Genomic DNA, 24,112 nt, shown 5'->3' with positions numbered 1-24,112 from the left:
TCCCGACGACCCCGCGCGCCGTGCAGCCGTGCCGCGCCCGCAGGAGAGCCCGACCATGAGCACCTGGAACCTCGACAAGCTCTTCGCGCCCCGCTCCATCGCCCTCGTCGGCGCGAGCCCGCGGGAGGGCTCGCTCGGGCGCACCGTGCTGCGCAATCTCGGCCGGGCGGGCTTCACCGGGCCGATCACGCCGGTGAACCCGCGCCACCGCGAGATCGACGGGCGCCCCTGCGTCGCCAGGCTCTCCGACATCGCGGAGGCTCCCGATCTCGTCGTCGTCGCCTCCCCGCCGGGCTCCGTGCCGGGCGTGATCGAGGACGCCGGGCGGATCGGGGCGGGCGCCGCGATCGTCATCACGGCGGGGCTGGGCCACGGCCCGGGCTCGCTCGCCGAGGACGCGCGCCAGCGGGCGCGGCGTTACGGGCTGCGAATCGTGGGACCGAACTGCCTCGGGGTCATGGCGCCCCGGGCGGGGCTCGACGCGAGCTTCGCCGCGAACGCACCCCTGCCCGGCGATCTCGCGCTCGTCTCGCAATCGGGCGCCATCGCGGCCGGCCTCGTCGAGTGGGGCAAGCAGCGCAACGTCGGCTTCTCCGCCGTGGTCTCGCTCGGCGACAAGGCGGACGTCGATTTCGGCGACTGCCTCGACTACTTCGCCGCCGACCGCCACACGCGCGCGATCCTCCTCTACGTCGAATCGATCAGCGCCGCGCGCAAGTTCATGTCCGCCGCCCGCGCGGCTTCGCGGGCGAAGCCCGTCGTCGTGATCAAGTCCGGCCGCCACGCCCAGGGCGCCAAGGCGGCGGCGACCCATACCGGCGCGCTCGCGGGCTCCGACGGCGTCTACGATGCGGCCTTCCGCCGCGCCGGCCTGCTGCGCGTCTACGACCTCGACGAGCTCTTCGCCGCCGCCGAGACGCTCGGCCGGCAGAAGCCGTTCCAGGGCTCGCGCCTCGCGATCCTCACCAACGGCGGGGGCGTCGGCGTGCTCGCCGTCGACCGGCTGATCGACCGCGGCGGAACGCTCGCCGAGCTCTCGGCGGACACCCGCACGGCGCTCGACGCCGTGCTGCCGCAGACCTGGTCGCGGGCGAACCCCGTGGACATCATCGGCGACGCCGACGCACATCGCTACGCCGCCGCGCTGGAAGCGCTCCTGAAGGACCCGGCGAACGACGCCGTCCTAGTCCTCAACGTGCCCACGGCGCTCGCCTCCGCGCCCGCAGCCGCGCAGGCGGTGGTCGAGACCGTGGCGCGCGACCGCGAGACGGCGTTCCGCCGCAAGCCCGTCTTCGCCGTGTGGCTCGGCGAGGACCCGCAGGCCGGGCGCGCCTTCGAGGCTGCCGGCATCCCGCACTACGCCACCGAGGCCGAGGCCGTGCAGGGCTTCATGCACCTCGTGCGCTGGCGCGAGGCGCAGGACATCCTGATGCGCACGCCCGCGAGCCTGCCGCAGGACTTCGCGCCCGACCGCGCCGCCGCCCGCGCCATCGTCGAGCGCGTCGTCTCGGAGGGGCGCACCTGGCTCGACCCGATCGAGGTGTCGGGCCTGATGCGCGCCTACGCCATCCCCGACGCGCCGGTGACGCTCGCGCGCACGGCCGAGGAGGCCGGCGCCGCGGCGCGGCCTTTCGTCGAGGCGGGCGGCACGGTCGCGGTGAAGATCCTCTCGCCCGACATCGTCCACAAGTCCGACATCGGCGGCGTCTCGCTCGACCTCACTAGCGTGCAGGCGGTGGAGGAGGCGACCCGCGACGTCCTCGCCCGCGCGGCTCGGCTGAAGCCGGGGGCGCGCGTCACCGGGGTGACGGTCCAGCCGATGGTGCGCAAGCCCAAGGCCCGCGAGCTCATCGCCGGCATCGCCCACGACGACACGTTCGGCCCCGTGATCGTGTTCGGCCGCGGCGGAACGGCGGTCGAGGTGATCAACGACAAGGCGCTGGCGCTGCCCCCGCTCGACATGAACCTCGCCGCGGGCCTCGTCGCCCGCACGCGGGTCTCGCGCGTCCTCGCCGCCTATCGCGACGTGCCCGCCGCCGATCTCGAGGCGGTCCAGCTCGTCCTCGTCAAGCTCTCGCACCTGGCCGCCGACCTGCCGGAGGTGCGCGAGCTCGACATCAACCCCTTCCTCGCCGACAAGGACGGGGTGATCGCCGTGGACGCCCGCGTCGCCGTGGCACCGGTGAGCGGCCGTCGCGCGAGCGCCCCCCACGCGAGCTTCGCGGTGCGGCCCTACCCCGTCGAGTGGGAGCGCCGCCTGCCGCTCCCGGACGGGCGCGAGGTCTTCGTGCGCCCGGTCCGGCCGGAGGACGAGGCGCTCTTCCTCGACTTCTTCAAGCGGGTCACCGACGAGGACCTGCGCCTGCGCTTCTTCGCACCCGTGAAGGACTTCTCGCATTCCTTCATCGCCCGCCTCACCCAGATCGACTACGCCCGCGCCATCGCCTTCGTCGCCGTCGACCCGGACACGGGCGAGATGATGGGCGCCGTGCGCCTCCACGCCGACGCCAACCACGAGAGCGGCGAGTACGCGATCCTGCTGCGCTCCGACCTCAAGGGCATCGGGCTCGGCTGGCGGCTGATGCAGCTGATGATCGAGTGGGCGAAGGCCGAGGGCCTCGCCCATGTCGAGGGCCAGGTGCTGCGCGAGAACAGCACCATGCTGGAGATGTGCCGCCAGCTCGGCTTCGCGATCCGCGCGGACCCGGACGATCCGGACCTCAAGGTGGTGCGGCTGGATCTGGAGGCCTGACGATGGCGAGCGTCCACGTAGCCGATCGTCCGTGTGGCCATGCGCACGCGGACGCGACGTCGCCGCGGCGCATCTCCCTATGGTTGCTGTTTGCGCCGCGGATCGCATAAGCTAAATCCCAGCGGCTCCCGGCGAGGGCTCGGCAATCCCCGATCAAGGCCGTGCGGCTGCGAAAACCCGCCGATGAATTCCTTCTCTTGCATAGGTCCTATGCCGGGTCTACGCTTCGGATCCGGGCGTGCGCCGCTCGGCCAGACGACAACGAGAGAATGGAGGAACCGGCATGCTCGACGATGCTTCCACGACGCCCCGCAGCCCGGCAGCCGACACCGCGGCTCCCGTGAGCGACACGGTCGAGCCCGGCCGTCGCGGCTTCCTGAAGGGCGCGAGCCTCGGCGCGATGGGCGCGCTGCTCGGCACCGCCATTCCGTTCGGCCGCAACATGCCCCCGGGCTTCGTGCCGGTGGCGCTCGCCCAGGATTCCGGGCTGGGCCTGATGGACGCCAAGCAGGGCCTGACGCTCCTCAACGACCGCCCGGTCAACGCCGAGACGCCGGCGCACCTGCTCGACGACGACGTCACGCCCTACGAGCGGATGTTCGTGCGCAACAACGGCCTCGTGCCCCAGCACGCCCTGGACATGAATGCCGACAGCTGGACGCTCACCATCGACGGCGAGGTCGAGAACCCGCTGACGCTGACGCTCGCCGACCTGCAGAACGAGTTCGAGACCGTCACCACTCCGCTGTGGGTCGAGTGCGGCGGTAACGGGCGCGCCTTCTTCCAGCCCGGCGCCTCGGGCAACCAGTGGACCGTCGGCGCCGTCGGCTGCCCGGAATGGACGGGCGTGCGCCTCAAGGACGTGCTCGAGCGCGCGGGCGTGAAGCCGACCGCCGTCTACACCGGCCACTACGGCAACGACGTCCACCTCTCGGGCGACCCGGACAAGGAGGTGATCTCCCGCGGCGTGCCGATCGAGAAGGCGCTCGCCCCCGAGAACCTGATCGCCTGGGCGATGAACGGCGAGCCGGTGCCGGCGATGCACGGCTTCCCGCTGCGCCTCGTCATCCCGGGCTTCCCCGGCTCGGTCTCGCAGAAGTACCTCACCCGCATCTGGGTGCGCGACCGCCAGCACGACGGCGCCAAGATGACGGGCTACTCCTACCGGCTGCCGGCCTATCCGGTCGCGCCCGGCACCGAGGTGCCGGAGAGCGACATGGTCGTCATGATGGAGATGCCGGTGAAGTCGCTCGTCACCTTCCCGGCGACCGGCGCCGAGGTGGCCGCCGGCCGGCCCACCGAGGTGCGCGGTCACGCCTGGTGCGGCAAGGGCGACGTCGCGGCCATGCACGTCTCCCTCGACTTCGGCCAGACCTGGCAGGAGGCGGAGCTGATGGCGCCGCCCAACACCTTCGCCTGGCAGCGCTGGACGGCGAGCGTCACCCCGCCGGAGGCCGGCTACTACGAGGTCTGGGCGCGCGCCACGGACAAGGACGGCAACATGCAGCCGGCGGTCGTCCCGGGCTGGAACCCGCGCGGCTACGGCAACAACATGATGCACCGCATCGCGCTGTTCGCCGTCTGAGGCGCCCGTTCGCCATGCATGCGACCCGGACCGGGCGCCCGCGATCGCGGGCGCCCGGCTCCGTCGCGCCCCTCGCACCGCCATTTTCGAGATCGCCGACCCATGATGTCACGCCCCCGCCGCGTATCGCCCGCGGCAGCCGCTCTCGCCCTCGTCGCCCTGCTCGCTCCCCTGCTCGCTCCGGCCGGCCTCGCGGCCCAGGGCTTCGACCCGATGCGCCCGGGCGGCGGCGGCTTCAACCCGATGCTGCCGCAGGGCGGCGCCCCCACGCCGCCGGCGGACGACGTCCCCCGCAATGCCGAGTTCGGCAACCTGCCCGACACGCCCGGCATGGAGGACACGTTCTATCTCTGCTCGGCCTGCCACTCGCTCGACATCGTCACCCAGCAGCGCATGACCGACGCGCGCTGGGACTACACCTGGACCTGGATGGTCGAGGAGCAGGGCATGGCGGAGATGGACGAGGAGACCAAGGACCTGATCCTCTCCTACCTGAAGCGCCACTTCTCCTCCGAGCGCTGAGCGGCGCGACCGCCTGCCGGCTCAGGCGAAGGCGAGCACCCGCGCCGGGCCGCCGGAGCCGCCGCGATGCTTCGGCGCGCCGAGCACCAGCGTGGCGCCGGAGGCGGGCAGCGCCTCCAGGTTGGCCACGCATTCGAGGCCCCAGCGGTTCTCGGGCAGCCAGGCATAGTGCGTTGCGAAGTCCGGCGAGGGGCCGTGGTCGAGGGAGAGCGTGTCGACGGCGATCCCCACCGCGGTGCTCTCCTCCAGCAGCATCTGCGCAGCCTCGAGATGGAAGCCGGGGAAGTGCATCGTCCCCTCCGCATCGACGTTGCGGAAACGCTCTCCGTCCACGTACGCGCCCCAGCCCGAGAGCATGGCGACGCAGCAGCCCTGCGGCAGCGGCCCGTTGGTGGCGATCCAGGCCTCGAGGTCGTCGGGCGTGACCTGCGCGTCGGCGTTCTCCGCCGCCTTGGCGCGGATGTCGACGATCGCGAGCGGGGCGACGAGGCTCGTCACCGGGATCTCGTCGACGCTCGCGCCGTCCTGCGAGAAGTGCAGCGGCGCGTCGACGTGGGTGCCGGTGTGCTCGTTCACGCGCAGCACATTGAGGTTGAACATGTGCTCCGCATAGTTGAACAGGTTCTCGACGAAGAACTGCTGCTCGCCGAAGAACGTCGGAAAGCCCTCGTGGAGCGTGTGCGTCAGGTCGACCGGCGCGCCCGCGATCTGGGCGCGGGCGGGGCTCGCGCCCAGCGTCGCCGCCCCCGCGGAGACGGCGGCGATCGCCGCCGCGCCGCCCGCCCCGCGGCGGAAGAGGTCCCGGCGGCTGAGCATGCGGTCCTTGACCGCGTTGGTCACGCAGATGTCGCACATGATCGCCTCTCCCCTCCGTGCGCGCTGCCCCGTGTCGCGCTTCCCCTGTGGGAAAAAGCTTAGCCGGGTGCGGCATCGCGTCAATCATCGAAGATCGTCTGTGCGTCCTCCCGCTCGAAGCACAGGTTGACCGTGCGCATGGTCGCCCGCGAGCGATGGCGCACGCCGGCCGCGACCAGATAGGCCTGCCCCGGCCCGAGCACGACGGTGCCCTCGTCGAGATCGATCTCGAGCCGCCCCTCCACCACGACGAAGAGCTCGTCCGACCCCGGATGCCGGTGCCAGCGATACGTCCCCTCGAAGACGGCGATGCGCAGGCAATGGTCGTTCACGCCGGCGAGGACGAAATTGTGGTGTCCGTCGAGGCCGCTCGTGACGGCTGCGAAGTCGACGGGCTGCGGGGTCTCGGAGGTCATCAGGCGGGCTCCCGGCGTGTGTATGCGGCATCCGATCCATCGGCGAGAGGTGCGCGCCTACGCAACCGTAAAGGTCGCGTTCCCCGTCACCCCGCGACCGCCCGCCCGCTTGCCGAAAGTTCACATCCGAACTACTCCTGGCCTGCGCCTTTCGTCGCATGAAGACGGCTCGCCCGAGAGCCGCCAGAGGAAACGCCAGAAAGCCTCCGAGGAGCCCGCCATGGCCTATCGCGCCCCCGTCTCCGAGATGCTGTTTTCCATGCGCGCCGTCGCCGGGCTCGACGCCAAGATCGCGACCGGCCTCTACCCGGACCTGACGCCGGACCTCGTCGCGCAGATCCTCGAGGCCGCGGGCGACTTCGCCGCCGAGCGGCTCGCGCCGCTGAACCGGCCGGGCGATCTCGCGGGCCTGACCAAGGACGCCGCCGCGGTGCGCACGCCCGACGGCTTCGCCCGGGCCTACCGCGACTGGATCGCCGGCGGCTGGAACGCGCTGCCGGGGCCCGTCGAGCACGGCGGCCAGGGGCTGCCGATCCTCGTCAACACCGCCTGCGTCGAGATGTGGAACTCGGCCAACATGGCCTTCGCGCTCTGCCCGATCCTGACCATGGGCGCCATCGACGCCATCGAGGCGCACGCCGCGCCGGAGCTCAAGGAGCGCTATCTCGGCAGGCTCGTCTCCGGCGAGTGGACGGCGACGATGAACCTCACCGAGCCGCAGGCGGGCTCCGACCTCTCCGCGCTGCGCACCCGCGCCGAGCGCGCCGAGGACGGCAGCTACCGCATCTTCGGCCAGAAGATCTACATCACCTACGGCGAGCACGACTTCGCCGACAACATCGTCCACCTCGTGCTGGCGCGCCTGCCGGACGCGCCGCACGGCACGCGCGGCATCTCGCTCTTCCTCGTGCCGAAGGTCCTGCCCGACGGCACGAGGAACGACGTCGTCTGCGCCGGCCTCGAGCACAAGCTCGGCATCCATGCCGCCCCGACCTGCACCATGGCCTACGGCGAGCGCGAAGGCGCGGTGGGCTGGCTCGTCGGGGAGGAGAATCGCGGGCTCGCCTGCATGTTCACGATGATGAACAACGCCCGGCTCGCCGTCGGCGTACAGGGCGTCGCCATCGCCGAGCGCGCGACGCAGCACGCCCTCGCCTATGCGCGCGAGCGCCGCCAGGGGCGCACCGCGAGCTACACGGGACAGGGGATGGTCGCCATCGCCGAGCACCCCGACGTCAGGCGCATGCTCGCGACCATGCGCGGGCTCACCGACGCCGCGCGCGGCATCTGCTTCCTCACCGCCGCCTCGCTCGACGAAGCGGCGCGCGCGCCCGACGTCGAGACGCGCAGGGCCGCGTTCGAGCGCGCCTCGCTGCTCACGCCGGTCGCCAAGGCGTTCTCCACCGACATCGGCGTGGAGGTCGCCTCGCTCGGCGTGCAGGTGCACGGCGGCATGGGATTCGTCGAGGAGACCGGCGCCGCGCAGCACTATCGCGACGCGCGCATCCTGCCGATCTACGAGGGGACGAACGGCATCCAGGCGATCGACCTCGTCACCCGCAAGCTGCCGCTGTCGGGGGGCGCGACGGTGCGCGGCGAGATCGCGCGCATCCGCGCGGTCGCGACCCGCGTGACGAAGGAGGCGGACGACGCCTTCGGCATGCTGGCCGCGCGCCTGCGCGAGGCGGTCGGGCGCCTGGACGAGACGACGTCGTGGATGCTGGCCGCGCTCGCGGACGGGCGTCAGGAGGATGCGCTCGCCGGTGCCGGCCCGTACCTGCGGCTGTTCGCGCTCGCCCGCGGCGTCGCCTGCCTCGCCGAGGAGGCGCTCGCCGCAAGGGCCGCCGTCGACGCGGGCGAGACCGACCCGGCGCACGCCGCGCGGATCGCGCGGGCGCGCTGGATGGGCGAGGCGCATCTGGGCGAGACCGAGGGCCTCGCCCGCGCCGCGACCGCCGGCGTGGCGGCATTGCCCGCAGCCGACGACGCGTGATACCGGTCGCGGCGGGCCGCGCGCGGCACACCACGATCGCGGAGTGACACTGCCGATGGAGACCGGCGCACAGCACGTGGTCGCCCTGGTCGCCGGCGCCTCGCGCGGCGTCGGGCTGGGCATCGCGCTGGGGCTGGCCGAGGCGGGCGCGACGGTGATCGTCACCGGCCGCTCGTCGGAGGCGGGCGCGCGCACCGAGGGCAGGCCGGAGACCGTGGAGGACGCCGCGCGCGCGGTGGAGGCGGCGGGCGGGCGCGGCTACCCCTACGTCTGCGATCACGGCAGCGAGCGCGAGGTCGACGGGCTCGTCGCCTGGGCGCTCAGGCGCTTCGGGCGCATCGACGTGGCGATCTCGTCGGTCTGGGGCGGCAACGAGGGGTTCGACGGGGAGACGTTCCCGGACGGCTCGCGCTGGGGCACGCCGTTCTGGCGACGTCCGGCCGGGCTGACGAGCCGGTTCCACGAGACGGGCGTGCGCCCTGCGCTCCTGCTGGCGCGCGCGGTGGCACCAGCGATGGTGGCGGCGCGGCGAGGGCTGATCGGCTTCGTGTCCTTCGACACGAGCGAGGGTTATCTCGGCGATGTCTTCTACGACGGCGCGAAACATGCGCTCAATCGCCTCGCCTTCGCCTGCGCGCAGGAGCTCGCGCCCCACGGCGTCACCGCGCTCGCGCTCTCGCCCGGGCGGGTGGCGACCGAGCGGGTGCGCGAGGCGGGGGAGGCGGACGCGGCGACGGAAACACCGCTCTTCGTCGGGCGCGCGGTGGCGGCGCTGGCGGCGGACCCGGAGGTCGCGCGCCACGCCGGCCGCGTCGTCGCCACCGCCGACCTGGCGCGCCTCTACGGCTTCACCGATCGAGACGGGGGCGTGCCGGAGCGCTTTCGGCCCTGACCGGCGGCCGGCGGCGCCGGGGTGGCGTGGCGCCCCGCGCATCGACGAGGCCGAGCGCCTTCGCCGTCTCGGGCAGGGACAGGCCGAAGCTCGCGAAGTGGGCGAGCGCGTCGACGACGCAGTAGGGGCACCAGGCCCGGTCGACGAAGGGCATCCGGTAGAACAGGTACTGCGCGGCGACCGCCGCCTGGGCACCGGAGAAGGCGCTCGCGGCGACGGGAATCCACGGCCGCTCGCGCCAGCGCTCGGGCGGGCCGGCGGCGGCGAGCGAGAGGTTCGCGGCGTGCATCGACAGCGTCAGCGGGCCGTCGGGCATGCCGTAGGAATAGGCCTCGTCCGAGGTGTTCACCTTGGCGGTGTCGAAGTGCGGCCGGCGCGTCGGCGGATCGGGCAGGCGACGCAGGGCGCCGGTCTGGAACAGCGTGACGAAGGCCATCGAGGCCATGCCGACGAGCGAGGTCGCGACGATCGCACGGCGATAGGCCATGTCCCGCGAGCGGTCGTGGCGCATCCGCGTCTTCAGGCGCTCGGGCGTATAGCCCGGGCTCGTCGCCTCCATGAGGTACTGCTTCATCGGTGCCTCGCTCTCGTGCCGCGGTCGGGTTCTCCGGCCAACGCCTGCCGCGTCGCGAGAGTTGCCGACGCGGCGAAATCGCGCGAGGGTGCCCGCCGCTTCCGGGAGAGACGATCCGCATGCCGAGCGACCCCACCGCCGATACGCGCCCCATCGTCGCGCTGGTCGCGCACGACGAGAAGAAGGGCGACCTCGTCGCCTTCTGCCGCTCGCACGCCCGCGAGCTCTCCCGCTTCCGGCTGGTGGCGACGGGGACGACCGGCGGGCGCATCGCGGAGGCGCTGCCGCAGCTCGAGATCACGCGGCTGAAGTCCGGCCCGCTGGGCGGGGACCAGCAGATCGGCGCGCTCATCGCCGAGGAGCGCGTGGCGGCCATGATCTTCTTCGTCGACGCGCTGACGCCCCACCCGCACGACGTCGACGTCAAGGCCTTGATGCGGCTGGCGATCCTCTACGACATCCCGTTCGCGCTGAACCGCGCCAGCGCGGAGCTGGTGCTGAAGGCGGACGAGGCCTGAGGGCGCACCTGCGCCGACGCGACACCTGCGCGGACGCGAAAAGGGCGCCCGGTCTCCCGGACGCCCGTCCCGATGCTTCGCCGTCGCAGTCGGCGCCTCACGCGCCCTGCTTCTCCAGGTCCTTCGACCATTCGCCGGTGGAGGCGAGCCCGTTCATGCGGGCGCGGTGGTTGAAGGCGGCCTGGCCGGCCTCGACGTTCTCGGGCTTGCCGGACCACGCCTTCTGCGGCGCCGCCTGGAGGGCGCGGCCGTAGGAGAAGGTCATGTGCCAGGGGAAGCCGCCGATCTTGTTCATGGCGTCGAGATGCGCGGTCGCATCCTCGTCCGACTGGCCGCCGGAGAGGTAGGCGATGCCGGGCACGGCGACTGGCACGCAGCGCTCGAGCACCTGGATCGTGCGCTCGGCCACCTCCTCGACGGAGGCCTGCTTCGGGGACTTCTTGCCAGGCACGACCATGTTGGGCTTGAGCACCGTGCCTTCCAGCACGACGCGCATCTCGTAGAGCTCCTGATAGAGCGTCTTGAGGACCCACTCGGTGACGTCGGCGCAGCGCTTGATGTCGTGGTCGCCGTCCATCAGCACCTCGGGCTCGACGATCGGGACGATGTCGGCCTCCTGGCAGATGGCGGCGTAGCGGGCCAGCGCGTGGCAGTTCGCCTTCACCGCCGTCCAGGTCGGGATGCCGTCGGCGATGTCGATCACCGCCCGCCACTTCGCGAAGCGCGCGCCGAGCTCGTAGTATTCCTGCATGCGCCGCGGCAGGCGGTCGAGGCCCTCGGTGATGGTCTCGCCCGGGCAGCCGGGGAGCGGGCGCGCGCCGGCGTCGACCTTGATGCCGGGGATCGCGCCGGACTGCTTGATCACCTCGACGAGCGGCGTGCCGTCCTTGGCCTTCTGGCGGATGGTCTCGTCGAAGAGGATCACGCCCGAGATGTGGTCGCGCATCGCCGGCTGCGTGCGGAACATGAATTCCCGGTAGTCGCGGCGATTGTCCTCGGTGTTCTCGACGGAGATCGCGTCGAAGCGCTTCTGGATGGTCGCGGTGCTCTCGTCGGCGGCGAGGATGCCCTTGCCGGGCTGCACCATCGCGTAGGCCACCTCTGTCAGCTGGTCGATGTTCATCGCGCCCCTTTCCTTTCCTCGGTTCCGGTCTCGTACGGTTCGGATCTCAGCGACGCAGCGCCTCGACGCCCGGCAGGCTCTTGCCCTCGAGCCATTCGAGGAAGGCGCCGCCGGCGGTGGAGACGTAGGAGAAATCGTCGGCCACACCCGCGTGGTTGAGCGCCGAGACGGTGTCGCCGCCGCCGGCGATCGACACGAGCGCACCCTCCCGGGTGCGCTTCGCGGCATAGCGCGCGGCCTCGACCGTGCCCTTGTCGAAGGGCGTCTTCTCGAAGGCGCCGAGCGGGCCGTTCCAGACGAGGGTCTTCGCGTCGCCGATCGCCGCGCGCACGCGGTCGACGGAGAGGGAGCCGACGTCGAGGATCATGCCGTCGTCGGGAATGGCGTCGATGCCGTACTCGTGGTGCGGCGCGTGCGCCTCGAACTTCTCCGCCACCGTGGCATCGACCGGCAGCACGATGGCGCAGTTCGTCGTCTTCGCCTTGTCGAGGATGCGCTGGGCGGTCGCCGCGAGGTCGCGCTCGGCGAGCGACTTGCCCACCGCCACCCCGATGGCGTGGAGGAAGGTGTTGGCCATGCCCCCGCCGATGACGAGGCTGTCGACCTTCGAGACGAGGTTCTCCAGCAGGTCGAGCTTGGTCGAGACCTTGGCGCCGCCGACCACCGCGCAGACCGGCCGCCGGGGGTGCTCGAGCGCCTTCGTCAGCGCGTCGAGCTCCGCCTGCATGGCGCGGCCGGCGAAGGCCGGCAGGATGTGCGCGACGCCCTCGGTCGAGGCGTGGGCGCGGTGCGCGGCGGAGAAGGCGTCGTTGACGTAGAGATCGCCGTTCTCGGCGAGCGACCTGGCGAAGTCGGCGTCGTTCTTCTCCTCGCCCGCGTGGAAGCGGGTGTTCTCGAGCAGCAGCACGTCGCCGTTCTGGAGCTTCGCCACCGCCTCACGCGCGACGTCGCCGACGCAGTCCTCGGCGAAGGCGACCTCGCGGCCGAGCGCCCGAGCCAGCGCCGGGACGACGACCGAGAGGCTCTCGCTCTCGACCCGCTTGCCCTTCGGCCGCCCGAAATGCGCGAGGAGGACGACCCGCCCGCCCCTGTCGGCGATCTCGCGGATCGTGGGGACGACGCGCTCGATGCGGGTCGCGTCGCCGACGCGGCCGTCCTCGACGGGGACGTTGAGGTCGACGCGCAGCAGCACGCGCTTGCCGCGCGGGTCGGCGTCGTCGAGGGTGCGGAAGGCGCTGGTCTTGTCGGCCATGGCGGGCACTCCGTGCAGGAAACGCGGGACGTCACGCTCGAGGATCGGATCGCGGGCGCGGACCCGGCGCACCGGGCGCCGGGCCTCGCAGGGGGTCGCGTCAGATCAGGCGCGCCATGTGCACCGCGGTGTCGGCCATGCGGTTGGAGAAGCCCCACTCGTTGTCGTACCAGGACATGACGCGCACGAGCGTGCCCTCGAGCACCTTCGTCTGGTCCATGTGGAAGATCGACGAGTGCGGATCGTGGTTGAAGTCGATCGAGACGTTCTTCTCGTCGGTGTAGCCGAGCACGCCCTTCATCGGGCCCTCCGCCGCGGCCTTGATCGCGGCATTGATCTCGTCGACCGCCGTCGCGCGCTTGGCCACGAACTTGAAGTCCACGACCGACACGTTCGGCGTCGGCACGCGGATCGCGACGCCGTCGAGCTTGCCGTCGAGCTCGGGCAGCACGAGGCCCACCGCCTTCGCCGCGCCCGTCGAGGTCGGGATCATCGACAGGGCCGCCGCGCGGGCGCGGTAGAGGTCCTTGTGCATCTGGTCGAGCGACGGCTGGTCGTTCGTGTAGGAGTGGATCGTCGTCATGAAGCCGTGGTCGATGCCGACCGCGTCGTTCAGCGCCTTCGCGACGGGCGCGAGGCAGTTCGTCGTGCACGAGGCGTTGGAGACGACGAGGTGGTCCTTCGTCAGCCCCTGGTGGTTCACGCCGAAGACGACGGTGAGGTCCGCGCCGGAGGCGGGCGCCGAGACGATGACGCGCTTGGCGCCGGCCTCGAGGTGCAGCGCCGCCTTCTCGCGCGACGTGAAGATGCCGGTGCACTCGAGCGCGATGTCCACGCCGAGATCCTTGTGCGGCAGCTCGGCCGGGTTCTTCACCGCCGTGACCTTGATCGGCCCGGTGCCGACGTCGATCGTGTCGCCGTCGACCGTCACCGTGCCGGGGAAGCGGCCGTGCACCGAGTCGTAGCGCAGGAGATGAGCGTTGGTCTCGACCGGGCCGAGGTCGTTGATGGCGACGACCCGGATGTCCGTGCGCCCGCTCTCGGCGATGGCGCGCAGGATGTTGCGCCCGATCCGCCCGAACCCGTTGATGGCGACCTTCACCGTCATCTCGATCTCCCTGTGCTGCGCCGGCGCGCCGCGCCGGCTCGTCGATTGCGTCCCGTCTCGCCGCGTGGCGCGCCGCCGAGGCGGCGCGCGCGGCTCAGCCGTTGTGCCGCGCCGTGATCTTGTCGGCGAGCGCCGCGGCGGTGATGCCGAAGTGCTCGTAGAGCTGCTTGTAGGGCGCGCTCGCCCCGAAGCTCTCCATGCCGACGAACACGCCGTCGCTCCCGATCACCGCGTCCCAGCCGAAGCGCACGCCCGCCTCGACGGCGGCGCGGATCGGCGCGTCTCCGAGGATGCGCGCGCGCACCTCCTCCGGCTGCGCGAGGAAGAGGTCGAGCGCAGGCGTCGAGACAACGCGCGAGGGGATGCCGCGTTCGGCGAGCAGCGCCTGCGCCGCGAGCGCGATCTCGACCTCCGAGCCCGAGGCGAAGATCGTCGCCTTCGCCGCGCCGCCCTGCGCCGGGGACAGCTCGTAGGCGCCGGTCTCGCAGAGGTTCGCGTCGCTGTGAGTCGTGCGCGCCGGGGCGAGGTTCTGGCGGGTGAGCGCGATCACGCTCGGCCCGTCCGTGCGCTCGAGCGCGAGCTGCCAGCACTCCGCGGTCTCGACCGCGTCGCCCGGCCGGAAGACGCGCATGTTGGGCATCGCGCGCAGTGCCGCGAGGTGCTCCACCGGCTGGTGGGTCGGGCCGTCCTCGCCCAGCCCGATCGAATCGTGCGTCATCACGTAGATCGCCGGGATGCCGGCGAGCGCCGCGATGCGCATCGCGGGTCGCGCGTAGTCGGTGAAGACGAGGAAGGTCGCGCCCGCCGGGCGGAAGCCGCCGTGGAGCGCGATGCCGTTCATCGCCGCCGCCATGCCGTGCTCGCGGATGCCGTAATGCACGTAGCGGCCGGCGAAGTCGCCGGGCTTCACGGGGACGGAGGTCTTGACCTTGACGTTGTTCGACGGCGTCAGGTCGGCGGAGCCGGCGACGAGCTCGGGCACCGCAGCGGCGATGGCGTTCAGCACCGCCTCGCTCGCCTTGCGGGTCGCCACCGCCGCGGGGCCGTCGACGAGCGCGCGCTTGTGGGCGGCGATCGCCTCGCCGAGCGCCTTCGGCGGGATGCCCGCGAGGCGCCGCTCCAGGTCGGCGCGGGTCTCGGCGGGCAGAGCCTGGAAGCGCTGCTCCCAGGCCTTGCGGGCGGAGCGTCCCTTGCGGCCGGCCTTCTCCCAGGCCTTCTTGATCGAGGCCGGGATCTCGAACGGCGCATGGCCCCAGCCGAGCGCCTTCTTGGCGCCGGCGAGCTCCTCGGCACCCAGCGGCTCGCCGTGCGCCTTCGACGTGCCCGCGCGCGTCGGTGCGCCGAAGCCGATCGTGGTCTTGCAGGCGATCAGCGTCGGGCGATCCGCCTTCCGCGCACGGGAGAGGGCGCGGGCGATCGCCGCCTGGTCGTGGCCGTCGACGCGCATCGTCTTCCAGCCGCAGGCCTCGAAGCGCTTGCACTGGTCCGTCGTGTCGGACAGCGACAGCGGCCCGTCGATCGAGATGCCGTTGTCGTCCCACAGGACCACGAGCTTGTGGAGCGCCAGGTTGCCGGCGAAGGCGATCGCCTCGTGGGAGATGCCCTCCATCAGGTCGCCGTCGGAGGCCAGCACGTAGGTGTGGTGATCGACGATCTCCTCGCCGTACTCCGCCGCGAGCATGCGCTCGGCGAGCGCCATGCCGACCGCGGTGGCGATGCCCTGGCCGAGCGGCCCGGTCGTCGTCTCGACGCCCGGCGTGACGAAGTTCTCGGGATGGCCGGGGGTCTTCGAATGGAGCTGGCGGAAGTTCTTCAGCTCCTCGATCGTCATGCCCTCGACGCCCGTCAGGTGCAGGAGCGCGTAGAGCAGCATCGAGCCGTGGCCGGCGGAGAACACGAACCGGTCGCGGTCCGGCCAGGCCGGGTCGGCGGCGTCGTACTTGAGGAACTTCGTGAACAGCACCGTCGCGACGTCCGCCGCCCCCATGGGCAGGCCGGGATGGCCGGACTTGGCCTTCTCCACCGCGTCCATCGCCAGCGCGCGGACGGCGTTGGCGAGATCGGACGGAGTCGGGGCCGCCTCGGCGGCTGCGGCGGCGCGGGCCGGGTCGGGCTGGTCGTTCACAGGGTCTTGTCCGTGGCTCGTGGGCGGGCCCCGGATCGCGGGGCCATGTCGGGTCGCGGGCTGATTACCATGGCCCGCCCCCTTGTCAAAGCCGGCCCCGAGACTTTCGACGCAACCGCAGCACGCGCGATCAGCCGCCGCACGCCCCGGGGGCGTCCGCGGCGTGCGGTGTGCGCATGCGAAAAGGCGCCCGGGTGGGGCGCCTTCGCGGGGACGATGCTGTCCGGAGGGACGGGATCGAAGGAGGCGGGGCGACCGGAACGGCGCCCCCGCGGCTCACTTGATCTTCGTCTCCTTGAAATCGACGTGCTTCTTCGCAACGGGATCGTACTTCCGCTGCGTCATCTTCTCCGTCATCGTGCGGGTGTTCTTCTTGGTGACGTAGAAGTAGCCGGTGTCGGCGGTCGACAGCAGCTTGACCTTGATGGTGACGGCCTTCGCCATGGGATCGTCCTCGTGAGCCTCGTCGCGGCGCCGGGACCCGTCGGGCCGCCACCACACCGCCAAAACCGAAGAGGCCGGGCGAGCCCGGCCGAAAGTCGCCTGCATATGCGCGATCGGGCGTCGCGCGTCAAGGCCGGATCGGTGCGCCTCAATCGAACAGGGAGTCGATGTCGTCCTGCGAGACGTGGCCCGCGTCCTCCTCGAGCTTGGGCCCGTTGAGCAGCGCCTTCTCGTCGTCGACCTTGGGCCCGAGCACCTCGTGCTGGATCAGCTCCTGGAACGCGTCGAGGCCGCCCCACACGTCGATCATGCGGTCGAGGCGCTCCTCGACGAACTTGAGCACGTTGACGATCTTGGTGATGCGCTGGCCGGTCAGGTCCTGGAAGTTGCAGGCCTCGTACATCGAGATCACGCGGTCGAGGATGGCGCCGATCTCGTCGCCCGAGCCCTTCGTCCCGCCAGAGGCGCGCAGCATGTTGACGTGCGTCTCGATGTCCTCGAGGCCCGACAGGATCGAGCCCGTCGCCTCCTCGGTGGCGGTGACCACGGCGTCGAGCTCGCCGGCGACCCGGCGCATGCCCTTGCCCTCCTCGTCGGACTTGTAGAGCGAGGCGATCTCGCGCTTCGTCTGCGTGATCGCCGCCTTCATGGCGTCGATCTCCTGGCGCAGCGCGTAGACCTCCGTGATCTCCTTGCGATAGGCGTCGATCACGTCCGACGCGAGGCGTTGCGACGGGTCGAGGAACTGCCGCAGCTCGCCGATGGCCTCGATGATGTGCGACAGCCGCGGGTCGGCACAGCCGGACCCCGCCGCGGCGCCCGGCACGGCGCAGCCGCCGTTGAGCACCGGCGGCAGCGTGATCGGCTCGTGCCGGAGGGTTTCCTCGATGCGGTAGCGCTTTTGGGAAAAGGACATCTGTCGCCGACGCTGGTCTGGACACGGGGATGGCGCACAGTCGCCCATCAAGGTTTAGGATTGGGTGAACGTGACCGACGAGCCGGCAGCGTCGGCCGGGCGCCGCGCGTTCACCACGTTGCTGCACGCGCGCTTAAGGTTAAGTTCAACGAGGCATCGCGCGTCCACGAACCTTCAAGGCTGCGCGCCCTTCGCTCTCTCGCGGGCGTCCGTGCCGAGCGCACGGCCGCCGGGGAACGGAGGGAGAGTGGATCATGCTCGCAAAGCTCGGGCTCGCAAGGCTCGTCCGGCGCCCGCGAAGCGGCGCCATCGTCGCGGCGGCGCTCGCCGCCCTCGTCGCGCTGGCGGCGCCCGCACCGCGGGCGCAGGCGCAGGATCTCGGCGGCGGCTTCCTGGAGCTGCTGCTCACCGGGAGGGACCCGACGCCGCAGCGCGCCGCGGCGCTCTACGCCGCGCCCCCGCCGGCGGCCGCCGGCCCGGCGCGGGTGGCGCCGCCGGTCGAGACGCGCCGCCCCGCACCGGCCGCGCCGCAGGTCGCCGCCGTGCGACCCGGCGGAGGCGCGATCGCCGATATCTATCGCCGCCAGGTCGTCGGCTACGACGGCCCCCACGCGCCGGGCACGGTCGTCGTCGACACGCGCAACAAGTTCCTGTTCCTCGTCCAGGAGGGCGGCACGGCGCTGCGCTACGGCGTCGGCGTGGGGCGCGAGGGCTTCTCCTGGCGCGGCACGGAGCGCATCACCCGCAAGGCGGAATGGCCGGACTGGCGCCCCCCGGCGGCCATGCGCCGGCGCCAGCCGGAGCTGCCGGCCTTCATGCCCGGCGGCCCCTCGAACCCGCTCGGCGCCCGCGCGCTCTATCTCGGCGACACGCTCTATCGCATCCACGGCACCAACGAGCCGGGCTCCATCGGCCGCGCGATGTCCTCGGGCTGCATCCGCATGATGAACGACGACGTCGTCGACCTGTACCAGCGGGTGCGGGTGGGGACGCGGGTCGTGGTGATGTGAGCGGGCGCGGGGGTGCATCGCGCGAGGCGAGCACCTCTCGGCAGCCGTCCGGCGCAGGTCGACGGCGCAGGTCGACGGCGCAGGTCGACCGCGCTTGCGCCGGAGCCCCGTGACGAAGACGTCGCGTCGATCGCGCGCGTGGAGCGGGTCGGCGCCGGCGACCGCCGTGACGGGCCGGGCAGACCGGCCGGTCTCGTAGCCGACCCGTCGGCTCGCCGTCGGGCGAAGCCGACGCCTCGGCGCGTGCGCCTACGCGCGCCCGAAGAGCCCGAAGAGCCCGGATAGCCCGAAGAGTCCGAAGAGCCCGGACATCCCGCCTCGGCGCACGGCGCACCACACGCGTTGCGCGGTTTCGCACCGCCCTTCGCACCGACGATCAACCATTTCTTCATGCCCGACGAACGAAGTTCTGCTCACCTATCTTTACGTAAGCGAGACGCAGATGCGAAGAGTACGGGCGTTCGGGCTTCAGGCCGTCATCACCGCCACGGTCGCCGCGGTGGCGCTCCTGGCGAGCGTGGCCGTGGGCGTCATCGCCTACCGCAGTGCGCACGAGGCACTCACCGAGGCGAGCCGCGAGCGGCTCGCACTGATCTCCACCTCCCGTGCCGCCGCGCTCCAGCGCACCCTGGATGCGACCGTGCGCGACATCGAGGCGCTTTCGGAGAACGTCGCGGTCCGCTCGGCGCTCGGCGAGCTGAAGGACGCCTACTTCCTCAACCCGCAGGAGCGTGAGCGCTTCGTCACCTACTTCACCGCCCCGGCGGGGATCGAGGAGCGCATCGCCCTCACCGGCCAGGGCGAGCGCACGCTCTACGCCTGGCGGCACGAGGGGGTGCACGCCTCGTTCCGCGCGATCATGGCCGATCGCGGCTACGCCGACATCCTCGTGCTGACGCCGGAGGGCGACGTCGTCTATTCGGTGGGCAAGCACGGCGACTTCGCCGGCGCCGTCGCCGACGCGACCCTCGCCGGCAGCGGGCTCGCCCGCGCCCACGCCGCGGCGCTCGCGGGCGTCGAGACGACCGACGGACGGGTCGCGGCAAGCACCGCGGCGATCGACTTCGCGCCCTACGCCGCCGTCGGCGGCGAGCCCTCCGCCTTCCTGGCGCGCGCCGTGGTCTCGCCCGACGGCAGCCTCGTCGACGGCGTGCTCGTCTACCGCATCGCCGCCTCGAGCTTCGACGCGGTCCTCGCGGACCGCACGGGGCTCGGCGAGACCGGCGAGAGCTACATCGTCGGGGCGGACGGCCTGCTGCGCTCGCAGCGCCCGCGCGTCGACGCGACCTCGGTCCTCGCCCCGCTCGGCCGCCCGGCCGTGATGGAGGCGGCTGCCGGCGGCTTCGAATACGTCCAGGATGGGGTCGAGCGCTTCGCCGACAAGCGCGCGCTCTCCTTCATGGACGTGCCGTTGAATCTGGTGACCGAGCAGGAGGCGAAGGAGGCGCTCGCGCGCGTCGCGGCGACCCGCGACGGCATCCTGGTGGCGACGCTCGCCGTCCTGGGCGGCGCGCTCGTCCTCGCGCTCCTGATCGGCCGCTCGATCGCCAAGCCCATCTCCGCGCTCGCGGTGGCGCTGCGCGCCATCGCCGACGGGTCGGCGACCGCCGGCGAGGGCCGCATCGTCGGTGACGAGCGCCGCGACGAGATCGGCGAGATCGCCCGCGCCGTCGCCGGCATCCGCGACCGCGTCCAGGCCGACGCGGCCGCCCGCGAGGCGGAGGAGCGCGACGCCCGCGAGCGCGAGGCGCAGGCGCGCCAGCGCGCCATGCGCGCGCTCGCCGGCGAGCTCGAGCAGACGGTCGGCGAGGCGCTGCGCACCCTCGGCCGGGAGGCGCAAGCGCTCTCCGCCGCGTCGCAGGACATGGCCCGTCTCTCCGAGAGTGCACGCGGCGGCTCCGAGCGCGTCGCGGGCGCGGCGGGCGCCGCCGGCGGCTCGGTGCGCGACGTCGCCGTCTCCGCCGAGCAGCTCTCCGACTCGATCGGCGAGATCGCCGGCCTGATCAGCCGCTCGGCGACGATCACCAACGAGACCAACGCGCACGCCGCCTCGACGAGCGACGTCGTCGCCTCGCTCGAGGAGAACGCCCAGCGCATCGGCGAGATCGTCACGATGATCGACTCGGTGGCGGAGCAGACGAACCTGCTGGCGCTGAACGCCACGATCGAGGCCGCCCGGGCGGGCGCCGCCGGCAAGGGCTTCGCGGTGGTGGCCGCCGAGGTGAAGTCGCTCGCCTCGCAGACGGCGAAGGCCACCGAGGAGATCTCCCGCCAGATCGCCTCGATGCGCGACGCCACCCGCAACGCCGTCGGCGCGGTGGGCTCGATCAAGACCCGCGTCGCCGAGATCGCCACCGCCATGACCTCGGTCGCGAGCGCCATCGAGGAGCAGTCGGCGGCGACGCAGACCATCGCGGCGAGCGCGGAGGGCGCGCGCGAGAACGCCGCGGGCGTCAGCGACGGGATCGAGGAGGTGCGCGCCGTGGTCGTCTCCACCGACGAGGCGGCCGATCGCGTGGTGCGGGCGAGCGCCGTGGTGCGCGAGCAGACGACCCTCCTCGACGACCGCATCCGCCGCTTCCTCGACGAGGTCGCCGCGGCGTGACCACGCTGCCGGGCGGCGCGGCATTTCCGCCGCGCCGCGGACATTCGTCCTCGCCGTGCGCCGCGCGCCGTTGACGGGCGCGGCGCACGAACTAAAGGTGCGCGCTCCCGTTCCCGCGGAGGCTTCCCCCGCATCCCGAAGGAGACAGCGCACGATGACTGCCGTCTGGCCCGTGCATGGCGAGATCACCGGCCCGATCGTGATGATCGGCTTCGGCTCGATCGGCAAGGGGACGCTTCCCCTGATCGAGCGTCACTTCGCCTTCGACAAGGACCGGTTCACGGTCGTCGACCCGAGCGATGCCGACCGGGCGCTGCTCGACGATCGCGGCATCGCCTTCGTTCACGAGGCGGTCACCCGCGAGAACTACCGCGAGCTGCTCACGCCGCTGCTGACGAAGGGCGGCGGGCAGGGCTTCTGCGTCAATCTCTCGGTCGACACCTCCTCGCGCGACCTGATGCGCCTGTGCCGCGAGCTGGGCGTGCTCTACATCGACACCGTGGCGGAGCCCTGGAAGGGCTTCTACTTCGACAAGGACGCCGGCCCCGAGGCGCGCACGAACTACGCCTTGCGCGAGGCGATCCTGGCCGAGCGCCGGGACCGGCCCGGCGGCACGACGGCCGTCTCCTGCTGCGGCGCCAATCCCGGCATGGTGTCGTGGTTCGTCAAGCAGGCGCTCGTCAACGTGGCCACGGATCTCGGGCTCGCCTTCGAGACTCCGACGTCGCGCGAGGGCTGGGCCGCGCTGATGCGCGACGCCGGCGTCAAGGGCATCCACATCGCCGAGCGCGACACCCAGCGCGCCCGCGACCCCAAGCCGATGGGCGTGTTCGTCAACACCTGGTCCGTCGAGGGCTTCGTCTCCGAGGGGCTCCAGCCCTCCGAGCTCGGCTGGGGCACGCACGAGACCTGGATGCCCGACAACGCCCGCACCCACGAGTCCGGCTGCGGCGCGGCGATCTACCTGCTCCAGCCCGGCGCCAACACCCGGGTGCGTTCCTGGACGCCGACGGCGCAGGCGCAGTACGGCTTCCTCGTGACGCACAACGAGTCGATCTCGATCGCCGACTACTTCACGGTGCGCGCCGGCGGCGAGGTCGCCTACCGCCCCACCTGCCACTACGCCTACCATCCGGCGAACGACGCCGTGCTCTCGCTGCACGAGATGTTCGGCGCCGGGGGCGTGGCGCAGGAGACGTTCCACATCCTCGACGAGCACGAGATCGTCGACGGCATCGACGAGCTCGGCGTGCTGCTCTACGGGCACGAGAAGAACGCCTACTGGTACGGCTCCCAGCTCTCCATCGAGGAGACGCGCCGGATCGCCCCCTACCAGAACGCGACGGGCCTGCAGGTCTCCTCCGCCGTCCTGGCCGGCATGGTCTGGGCGCTCGAGAACCCGAACGCCGGCATCGTCGAGGCGGACGAGCTGGACCACGTGCGCTGCCTCGAGATCCAGCGTCCGTACCTCGGCCCGGTCGTGGGGGTCTATACCGGCTGGACGCCCCTCGACGGGCGCCCGGGCCTGTTCCCAGAGGACATCGACACGAGCGACCCCTGGCAGTTCCGCAACGTCCTCGTGCGGTGACCGTCGCCGTCCTGCGACGCGGGAGCGGGATGACAGCTCCCGGGTCCGCCCCCATATTTCGAGGCGGATCCGGAGCCCGAGCCACGATGCCCCATTTCGACCCCCACTACGCCGACAAGCTGCGCGGCTCGCAGGGCGTGGCGGACGCCGACAGCGTGCTCGACCTGCGCGGGGCCGGGCGCGCCGCGGCGGAGGCCTCGCTCGCGGAGCTGATCGAGCGCTCCCGCTTCGGCGAGGCGAAGGCGGTGGCGATCCGGATCGCCGCGCCGCTGCCCGGGGCGGGCGAGACGCTGTTCCAGCCGGTGGGCCGGGCGCTGCTCGAGGCCAAGCGCAAGGGCCACGTGACGAGCCTCTCGCCCCTGCCGGCGGGCGACGGCCTCGGCTTCTTCGTGCGCCTCGCCGGCCGCGCCGGCAAGGCTTGACCCGGGCGATCGGGCTTGCCATTTCGCCGGTGTGGCTGTAAGGACCCGCCTTCGCCAGAATTTCCCCGACCCGGCAAGCCCGTCGGCAAGCTCATCGAAAGGGGCCGCTCATGGCTCGCGTGACCGTCGAAGACTGCATCGACAAGGTCGAGAACCGTTTCGAGCTGGTGCTGCTCGCCAGCCACCGCGCCCGCATGATCTCGTCGGGCGCCCCGCTCACCATCGATCGCGACCGCGACAAGAACCCGGTCGTCGCGCTGCGCGAGGTCGCCGACGAGACCGTGCGCCCGGACGACCTGCGCGAGCAGCTCATCCACTCCATGCAGAAGTACGTCGAGGTCGACGAGCCGGAGGCCGAGGCCGTGCCGATGATCGGCGCCCCCGCCCCCGAGGGCTCCGGCGGCGAGGACGGCGAGGTCAGCTTCGACCGCATGTCGGAGGAGGACCTCCTGCGCGGGCTCGAGGGGCTGCAGCCGCCGGCGCAGACGGACGACGACGAGGGCTGAGGGACCGGCCCACTGCCGGTTGGACGTTCATGAGCCCGGCCGTGAGGCCGGGCTTTTTCGTTGCGATCGCGACCGCCCGCCGGCGCGGACGCGTCAGCGCGGGCGGGACCGCGACGACGGCAGGGCCCATGCCATCGCCGCCTCGAATTCCCCGTCGGTCATGGCGACACCGGCGCGGGCGAGGTGCCGGAAGGCCTCGAGCGCTTCCTCCGGCGGCAGGTTGACCAGCTCGGTGACATGGCACCTTGCGTCCATCAGGAGGCGGGTGACCTGATCGAACCAGTCCAGGTGCGCCTGGGGCACGACGCGGCCCGGCGTGCGCAGGACCAGCGACCACAGGAGCGCGTTCTCGAACAGCGCACGCACCGGCACGCGGTTGCCGCTCGTCGCCTCCTCGACGGGGACGAAGTGGATCGCGCGGGCTTCCGGGTCGCCGACCAGCGCCTTGCCGGATCGCCACGTGGCGCGCTCCGCCTGCGTCATGTCGGACGGCCCCGGCGTGTCGAAGGGAGCGAGCGACCACGCGAAGGTGGCGAGCCGATTCTGCCCGTCGAGCAGGATCGAGAAGCGCCGGGCGTAATGGGGCTGAAGCGGGCCTATGCGCCCGCGCGAGGCACCCGCGAGATCGATTCCCTCCGGCGGGCGCCAGATCAGGAACTGGCCGATGGGCCAGCCGCGCAGCAGGCTCGCCCAGAAGCGCTCGACGTCGTCCTGTCCCCAGACGTAGGGGCGCCGGAACGCGGCCGGCGCGAGGAAGCCCTCGCGGGCGCGTCGCATGACCGTCTCGATCAGCTCGCCGTTCACCGTGACCCGCGCCATGACGTCCTCCCGACGCCCGCGTTCCAGCCCACCGCGCGACCGAATTGAGCGCTCGCGCCGTGCGCGCTGCGGAGCTTAGCGGAAGTC

The 24,112-nt window shown here is 72.2% G+C and carries 21 protein-coding genes; 11 read left to right on the top strand and 10 right to left on the bottom strand.

The genetic code is table 11. The annotated features are described in order from the left end of the window. Positions 1–55 precede the first annotated feature (55 nt). The 3 genes from G407_RS0105910 to G407_RS0105900 all read left to right on the top strand — a co-directional run bounded on the left by G407_RS0105910 (position 56) and on the right by G407_RS0105900 (position 4,859). On the top strand, positions 56–2,752 hold the full coding sequence (locus G407_RS0105910) for a bifunctional acetate--CoA ligase family protein/GNAT family N-acetyltransferase (RefSeq protein WP_029030076.1): 2,697 nt from the start codon (positions 56–58) through the stop codon (positions 2,750–2,752). A 283-nt stretch (positions 2,753–3,035) separates the two neighbouring features. Further along, positions 3,036–4,337, top strand: a complete 1,302-nt coding sequence (locus G407_RS25990; protein ID WP_084327340.1) for a sulfite oxidase — start codon at positions 3,036–3,038, stop codon at positions 4,335–4,337. A 102-nt stretch (positions 4,338–4,439) separates the two neighbouring features. Further along, the gene (locus tag G407_RS0105900; RefSeq protein ID WP_029030075.1) at positions 4,440–4,859 is read left to right on the top strand and encodes a hypothetical protein; all 420 of its coding nucleotides are present in this window, start codon (positions 4,440–4,442) and stop codon (positions 4,857–4,859) included. 21 nt (positions 4,860–4,880) lie between these two features. On the opposite strand, the gene G407_RS0105895 is transcribed toward G407_RS0105900, so the two are convergent. Together G407_RS0105895 and G407_RS0105890 are read right to left on the bottom strand one after the other, a co-directional pair. Then, the gene (locus tag G407_RS0105895; RefSeq protein ID WP_029030074.1) at positions 4,881–5,714 is read right to left on the bottom strand and encodes a cyclase family protein; all 834 of its coding nucleotides are present in this window, start codon (positions 5,712–5,714) and stop codon (positions 4,881–4,883) included. An 80-nt stretch (positions 5,715–5,794) separates the two neighbouring features. Then, the gene (locus G407_RS0105890; protein ID WP_043539029.1) at positions 5,795–6,130 is read right to left on the bottom strand and encodes a cupin domain-containing protein; all 336 of its coding nucleotides are present in this window, start codon (positions 6,128–6,130) and stop codon (positions 5,795–5,797) included. A 220-nt stretch (positions 6,131–6,350) separates the two neighbouring features. On the opposite strand from G407_RS0105890, the gene G407_RS0105885 reads away from it, so the two are divergent. Both G407_RS0105885 and G407_RS0105880 read left to right on the top strand, forming a co-directional pair. Beyond that, on the top strand, positions 6,351–8,123 hold the full coding sequence (locus G407_RS0105885) for an acyl-CoA dehydrogenase family protein (RefSeq protein WP_029030072.1): 1,773 nt from the start codon (positions 6,351–6,353) through the stop codon (positions 8,121–8,123). 55 nt (positions 8,124–8,178) lie between these two features. Further along, the gene (locus tag G407_RS0105880) at positions 8,179–9,015 is read left to right on the top strand and encodes an SDR family NAD(P)-dependent oxidoreductase (protein WP_029030071.1); all 837 of its coding nucleotides are present in this window, start codon (positions 8,179–8,181) and stop codon (positions 9,013–9,015) included. Here G407_RS0105880 and G407_RS30220 read toward each other — a convergent pair. Continuing rightward, positions 8,972–9,589, bottom strand: a complete 618-nt coding sequence (locus tag G407_RS30220; protein ID WP_052341002.1) for a vitamin K epoxide reductase family protein — start codon at positions 9,587–9,589, stop codon at positions 8,972–8,974. The genes G407_RS0105880 and G407_RS30220 overlap by 44 nt on opposite strands. Before the next feature lie 119 nt (positions 9,590–9,708). Here G407_RS30220 and G407_RS0105870 point away from each other — a divergent pair, with 119 nt between their 5' ends. After that, positions 9,709–10,107: a methylglyoxal synthase gene (locus G407_RS0105870; protein ID WP_052341001.1), complete on the top strand. Its 399-nt coding sequence runs from the start codon at positions 9,709–9,711 to the stop codon at positions 10,105–10,107. Positions 10,108–10,204: 97 nt separating this feature from the next. Here the strand turns inward: G407_RS0105870 and G407_RS0105865 are convergent, their stop codons facing one another. The 6 genes from G407_RS0105865 to G407_RS0105840 all read right to left on the bottom strand — a co-directional run bounded on the left by G407_RS0105865 (position 10,205) and on the right by G407_RS0105840 (position 17,075). Further along, entirely contained in the window at positions 10,205–11,230 is a 1,026-nt protein-coding gene (locus tag G407_RS0105865) for a class I fructose-bisphosphate aldolase (protein WP_029030069.1), read from the bottom strand. Positions 11,231–11,276: 46 nt separating this feature from the next. Next, on the bottom strand, positions 11,277–12,482 hold the full coding sequence (locus tag G407_RS0105860; protein ID WP_043539084.1) for a phosphoglycerate kinase: 1,206 nt from the start codon (positions 12,480–12,482) through the stop codon (positions 11,277–11,279). A 100-nt stretch (positions 12,483–12,582) separates the two neighbouring features. Continuing rightward, the gene (gap, locus tag G407_RS0105855) at positions 12,583–13,590 is read right to left on the bottom strand and encodes a type I glyceraldehyde-3-phosphate dehydrogenase (RefSeq protein ID WP_029030067.1); all 1,008 of its coding nucleotides are present in this window, start codon (positions 13,588–13,590) and stop codon (positions 12,583–12,585) included. Between the two features lie 94 nt (positions 13,591–13,684). Beyond that, positions 13,685–15,715 (bottom strand): transketolase, encoded by a 2,031-nt coding sequence (gene tkt, locus G407_RS25980; RefSeq protein WP_084327339.1) that lies wholly within the window; start codon positions 15,713–15,715, stop codon positions 13,685–13,687. A gap of 276 nt (positions 15,716–15,991) precedes the next feature. Next, positions 15,992–16,159, bottom strand: a complete 168-nt coding sequence (gene rpmG / locus G407_RS0105845) for a 50S ribosomal protein L33 (protein WP_029030066.1) — start codon at positions 16,157–16,159, stop codon at positions 15,992–15,994. 148 nt (positions 16,160–16,307) lie between these two features. Continuing rightward, a complete protein-coding gene (locus G407_RS0105840) occupies positions 16,308–17,075 on the bottom strand; it encodes a protein phosphatase CheZ (protein ID WP_029030065.1) in 768 nt (255 codons plus the stop codon). A gap of 254 nt (positions 17,076–17,329) precedes the next feature. On the opposite strand from G407_RS0105840, the gene G407_RS0105835 reads away from it, so the two are divergent. The 5 genes from G407_RS0105835 (at position 17,330) to rpoZ (ending at position 23,206) form a co-directional block, all read left to right on the top strand. After that, the gene (locus G407_RS0105835) at positions 17,330–18,085 is read left to right on the top strand and encodes a L,D-transpeptidase (protein ID WP_084327338.1); all 756 of its coding nucleotides are present in this window, start codon (positions 17,330–17,332) and stop codon (positions 18,083–18,085) included. A 442-nt stretch (positions 18,086–18,527) separates the two neighbouring features. Then, positions 18,528–20,690 carry a methyl-accepting chemotaxis protein gene (locus G407_RS0105830; protein WP_029030063.1) on the top strand — a complete coding sequence of 721 codons (2,163 nt, stop codon included), beginning with the start codon at positions 18,528–18,530 and terminating at the stop codon, positions 20,688–20,690. Between the two features lie 154 nt (positions 20,691–20,844). Further along, positions 20,845–22,278: a homospermidine synthase gene (locus G407_RS0105825; RefSeq protein ID WP_029030062.1), complete on the top strand. Its 1,434-nt coding sequence runs from the start codon at positions 20,845–20,847 to the stop codon at positions 22,276–22,278. Between the two features lie 86 nt (positions 22,279–22,364). Beyond that, entirely contained in the window at positions 22,365–22,700 is a 336-nt protein-coding gene (locus G407_RS0105820) for a hypothetical protein (protein ID WP_029030061.1), read from the top strand. Positions 22,701–22,810: 110 nt separating this feature from the next. Next, positions 22,811–23,206, top strand: coding sequence for a DNA-directed RNA polymerase subunit omega (gene rpoZ / locus G407_RS0105815; RefSeq protein WP_029030060.1), 396 nt, complete (start codon positions 22,811–22,813; stop codon positions 23,204–23,206). Between the two features lie 93 nt (positions 23,207–23,299). Here rpoZ and G407_RS0105810 read toward each other — a convergent pair whose 3' ends face one another. After that, complete coding sequence (locus tag G407_RS0105810) at positions 23,300–24,025, bottom strand: DUF262 domain-containing protein (protein ID WP_029030059.1); 726 nt, start codon at positions 24,023–24,025, stop codon at positions 23,300–23,302. Between the last annotated feature and the right edge of the window lie 87 nt (positions 24,026–24,112).

This window comes from Salinarimonas rosea DSM 21201, from assembly GCF_000429045.1.
GTDB classification, from domain to species: domain Bacteria; phylum Pseudomonadota; class Alphaproteobacteria; order Rhizobiales; family Beijerinckiaceae; genus Salinarimonas; species Salinarimonas rosea.
This window is presented reverse-complemented; position numbering and strand designations above follow the sequence as displayed.

Coding starts and splice junctions, on each gene's coding strand:
- G407_RS0105860 (WP_043539084.1), bottom strand. CDS start 12,482: ATGGCCGACAAGACCAGCGCCTTCCGCACCCTCGACGACGCCGACCCG.
- gap (WP_029030067.1), bottom strand. CDS start 13,590: ATGACGGTGAAGGTCGCCATCAACGGGTTCGGGCGGATCGGGCGCAAC.
- G407_RS0105910 (WP_029030076.1), top strand. CDS start 56: ATGAGCACCTGGAACCTCGACAAGCTCTTCGCGCCCCGCTCCATCGCC.
- G407_RS0105870 (WP_052341001.1), top strand. CDS start 9,709: ATGCCGAGCGACCCCACCGCCGATACGCGCCCCATCGTCGCGCTGGTC.
- G407_RS0105810 (WP_029030059.1), bottom strand. CDS start 24,025: ATGGCGCGGGTCACGGTGAACGGCGAGCTGATCGAGACGGTCATGCGA.
- G407_RS0105890 (WP_043539029.1), bottom strand. CDS start 6,130: ATGACCTCCGAGACCCCGCAGCCCGTCGACTTCGCAGCCGTCACGAGC.
- G407_RS0105840 (WP_029030065.1), bottom strand. CDS start 17,075: ATGTCCTTTTCCCAAAAGCGCTACCGCATCGAGGAAACCCTCCGGCAC.
- G407_RS0105825 (WP_029030062.1), top strand. CDS start 20,845: ATGACTGCCGTCTGGCCCGTGCATGGCGAGATCACCGGCCCGATCGTG.
- G407_RS0105835 (WP_084327338.1), top strand. CDS start 17,330: ATGCTCGCAAAGCTCGGGCTCGCAAGGCTCGTCCGGCGCCCGCGAAGC.
- G407_RS0105885 (WP_029030072.1), top strand. CDS start 6,351: ATGGCCTATCGCGCCCCCGTCTCCGAGATGCTGTTTTCCATGCGCGCC.
- G407_RS0105895 (WP_029030074.1), bottom strand. CDS start 5,714: ATGTGCGACATCTGCGTGACCAACGCGGTCAAGGACCGCATGCTCAGC.
- G407_RS25990 (WP_084327340.1), top strand. CDS start 3,036: ATGCTCGACGATGCTTCCACGACGCCCCGCAGCCCGGCAGCCGACACC.
- G407_RS0105880 (WP_029030071.1), top strand. CDS start 8,179: ATGGAGACCGGCGCACAGCACGTGGTCGCCCTGGTCGCCGGCGCCTCG.
- G407_RS0105830 (WP_029030063.1), top strand. CDS start 18,528: ATGCGAAGAGTACGGGCGTTCGGGCTTCAGGCCGTCATCACCGCCACG.
- rpoZ (WP_029030060.1), top strand. CDS start 22,811: ATGGCTCGCGTGACCGTCGAAGACTGCATCGACAAGGTCGAGAACCGT.
- G407_RS0105820 (WP_029030061.1), top strand. CDS start 22,365: ATGCCCCATTTCGACCCCCACTACGCCGACAAGCTGCGCGGCTCGCAG.
- G407_RS0105900 (WP_029030075.1), top strand. CDS start 4,440: ATGATGTCACGCCCCCGCCGCGTATCGCCCGCGGCAGCCGCTCTCGCC.
- G407_RS0105865 (WP_029030069.1), bottom strand. CDS start 11,230: ATGAACATCGACCAGCTGACAGAGGTGGCCTACGCGATGGTGCAGCCC.
- rpmG (WP_029030066.1), bottom strand. CDS start 16,159: ATGGCGAAGGCCGTCACCATCAAGGTCAAGCTGCTGTCGACCGCCGAC.
- G407_RS30220 (WP_052341002.1), bottom strand. CDS start 9,589: ATGAAGCAGTACCTCATGGAGGCGACGAGCCCGGGCTATACGCCCGAG.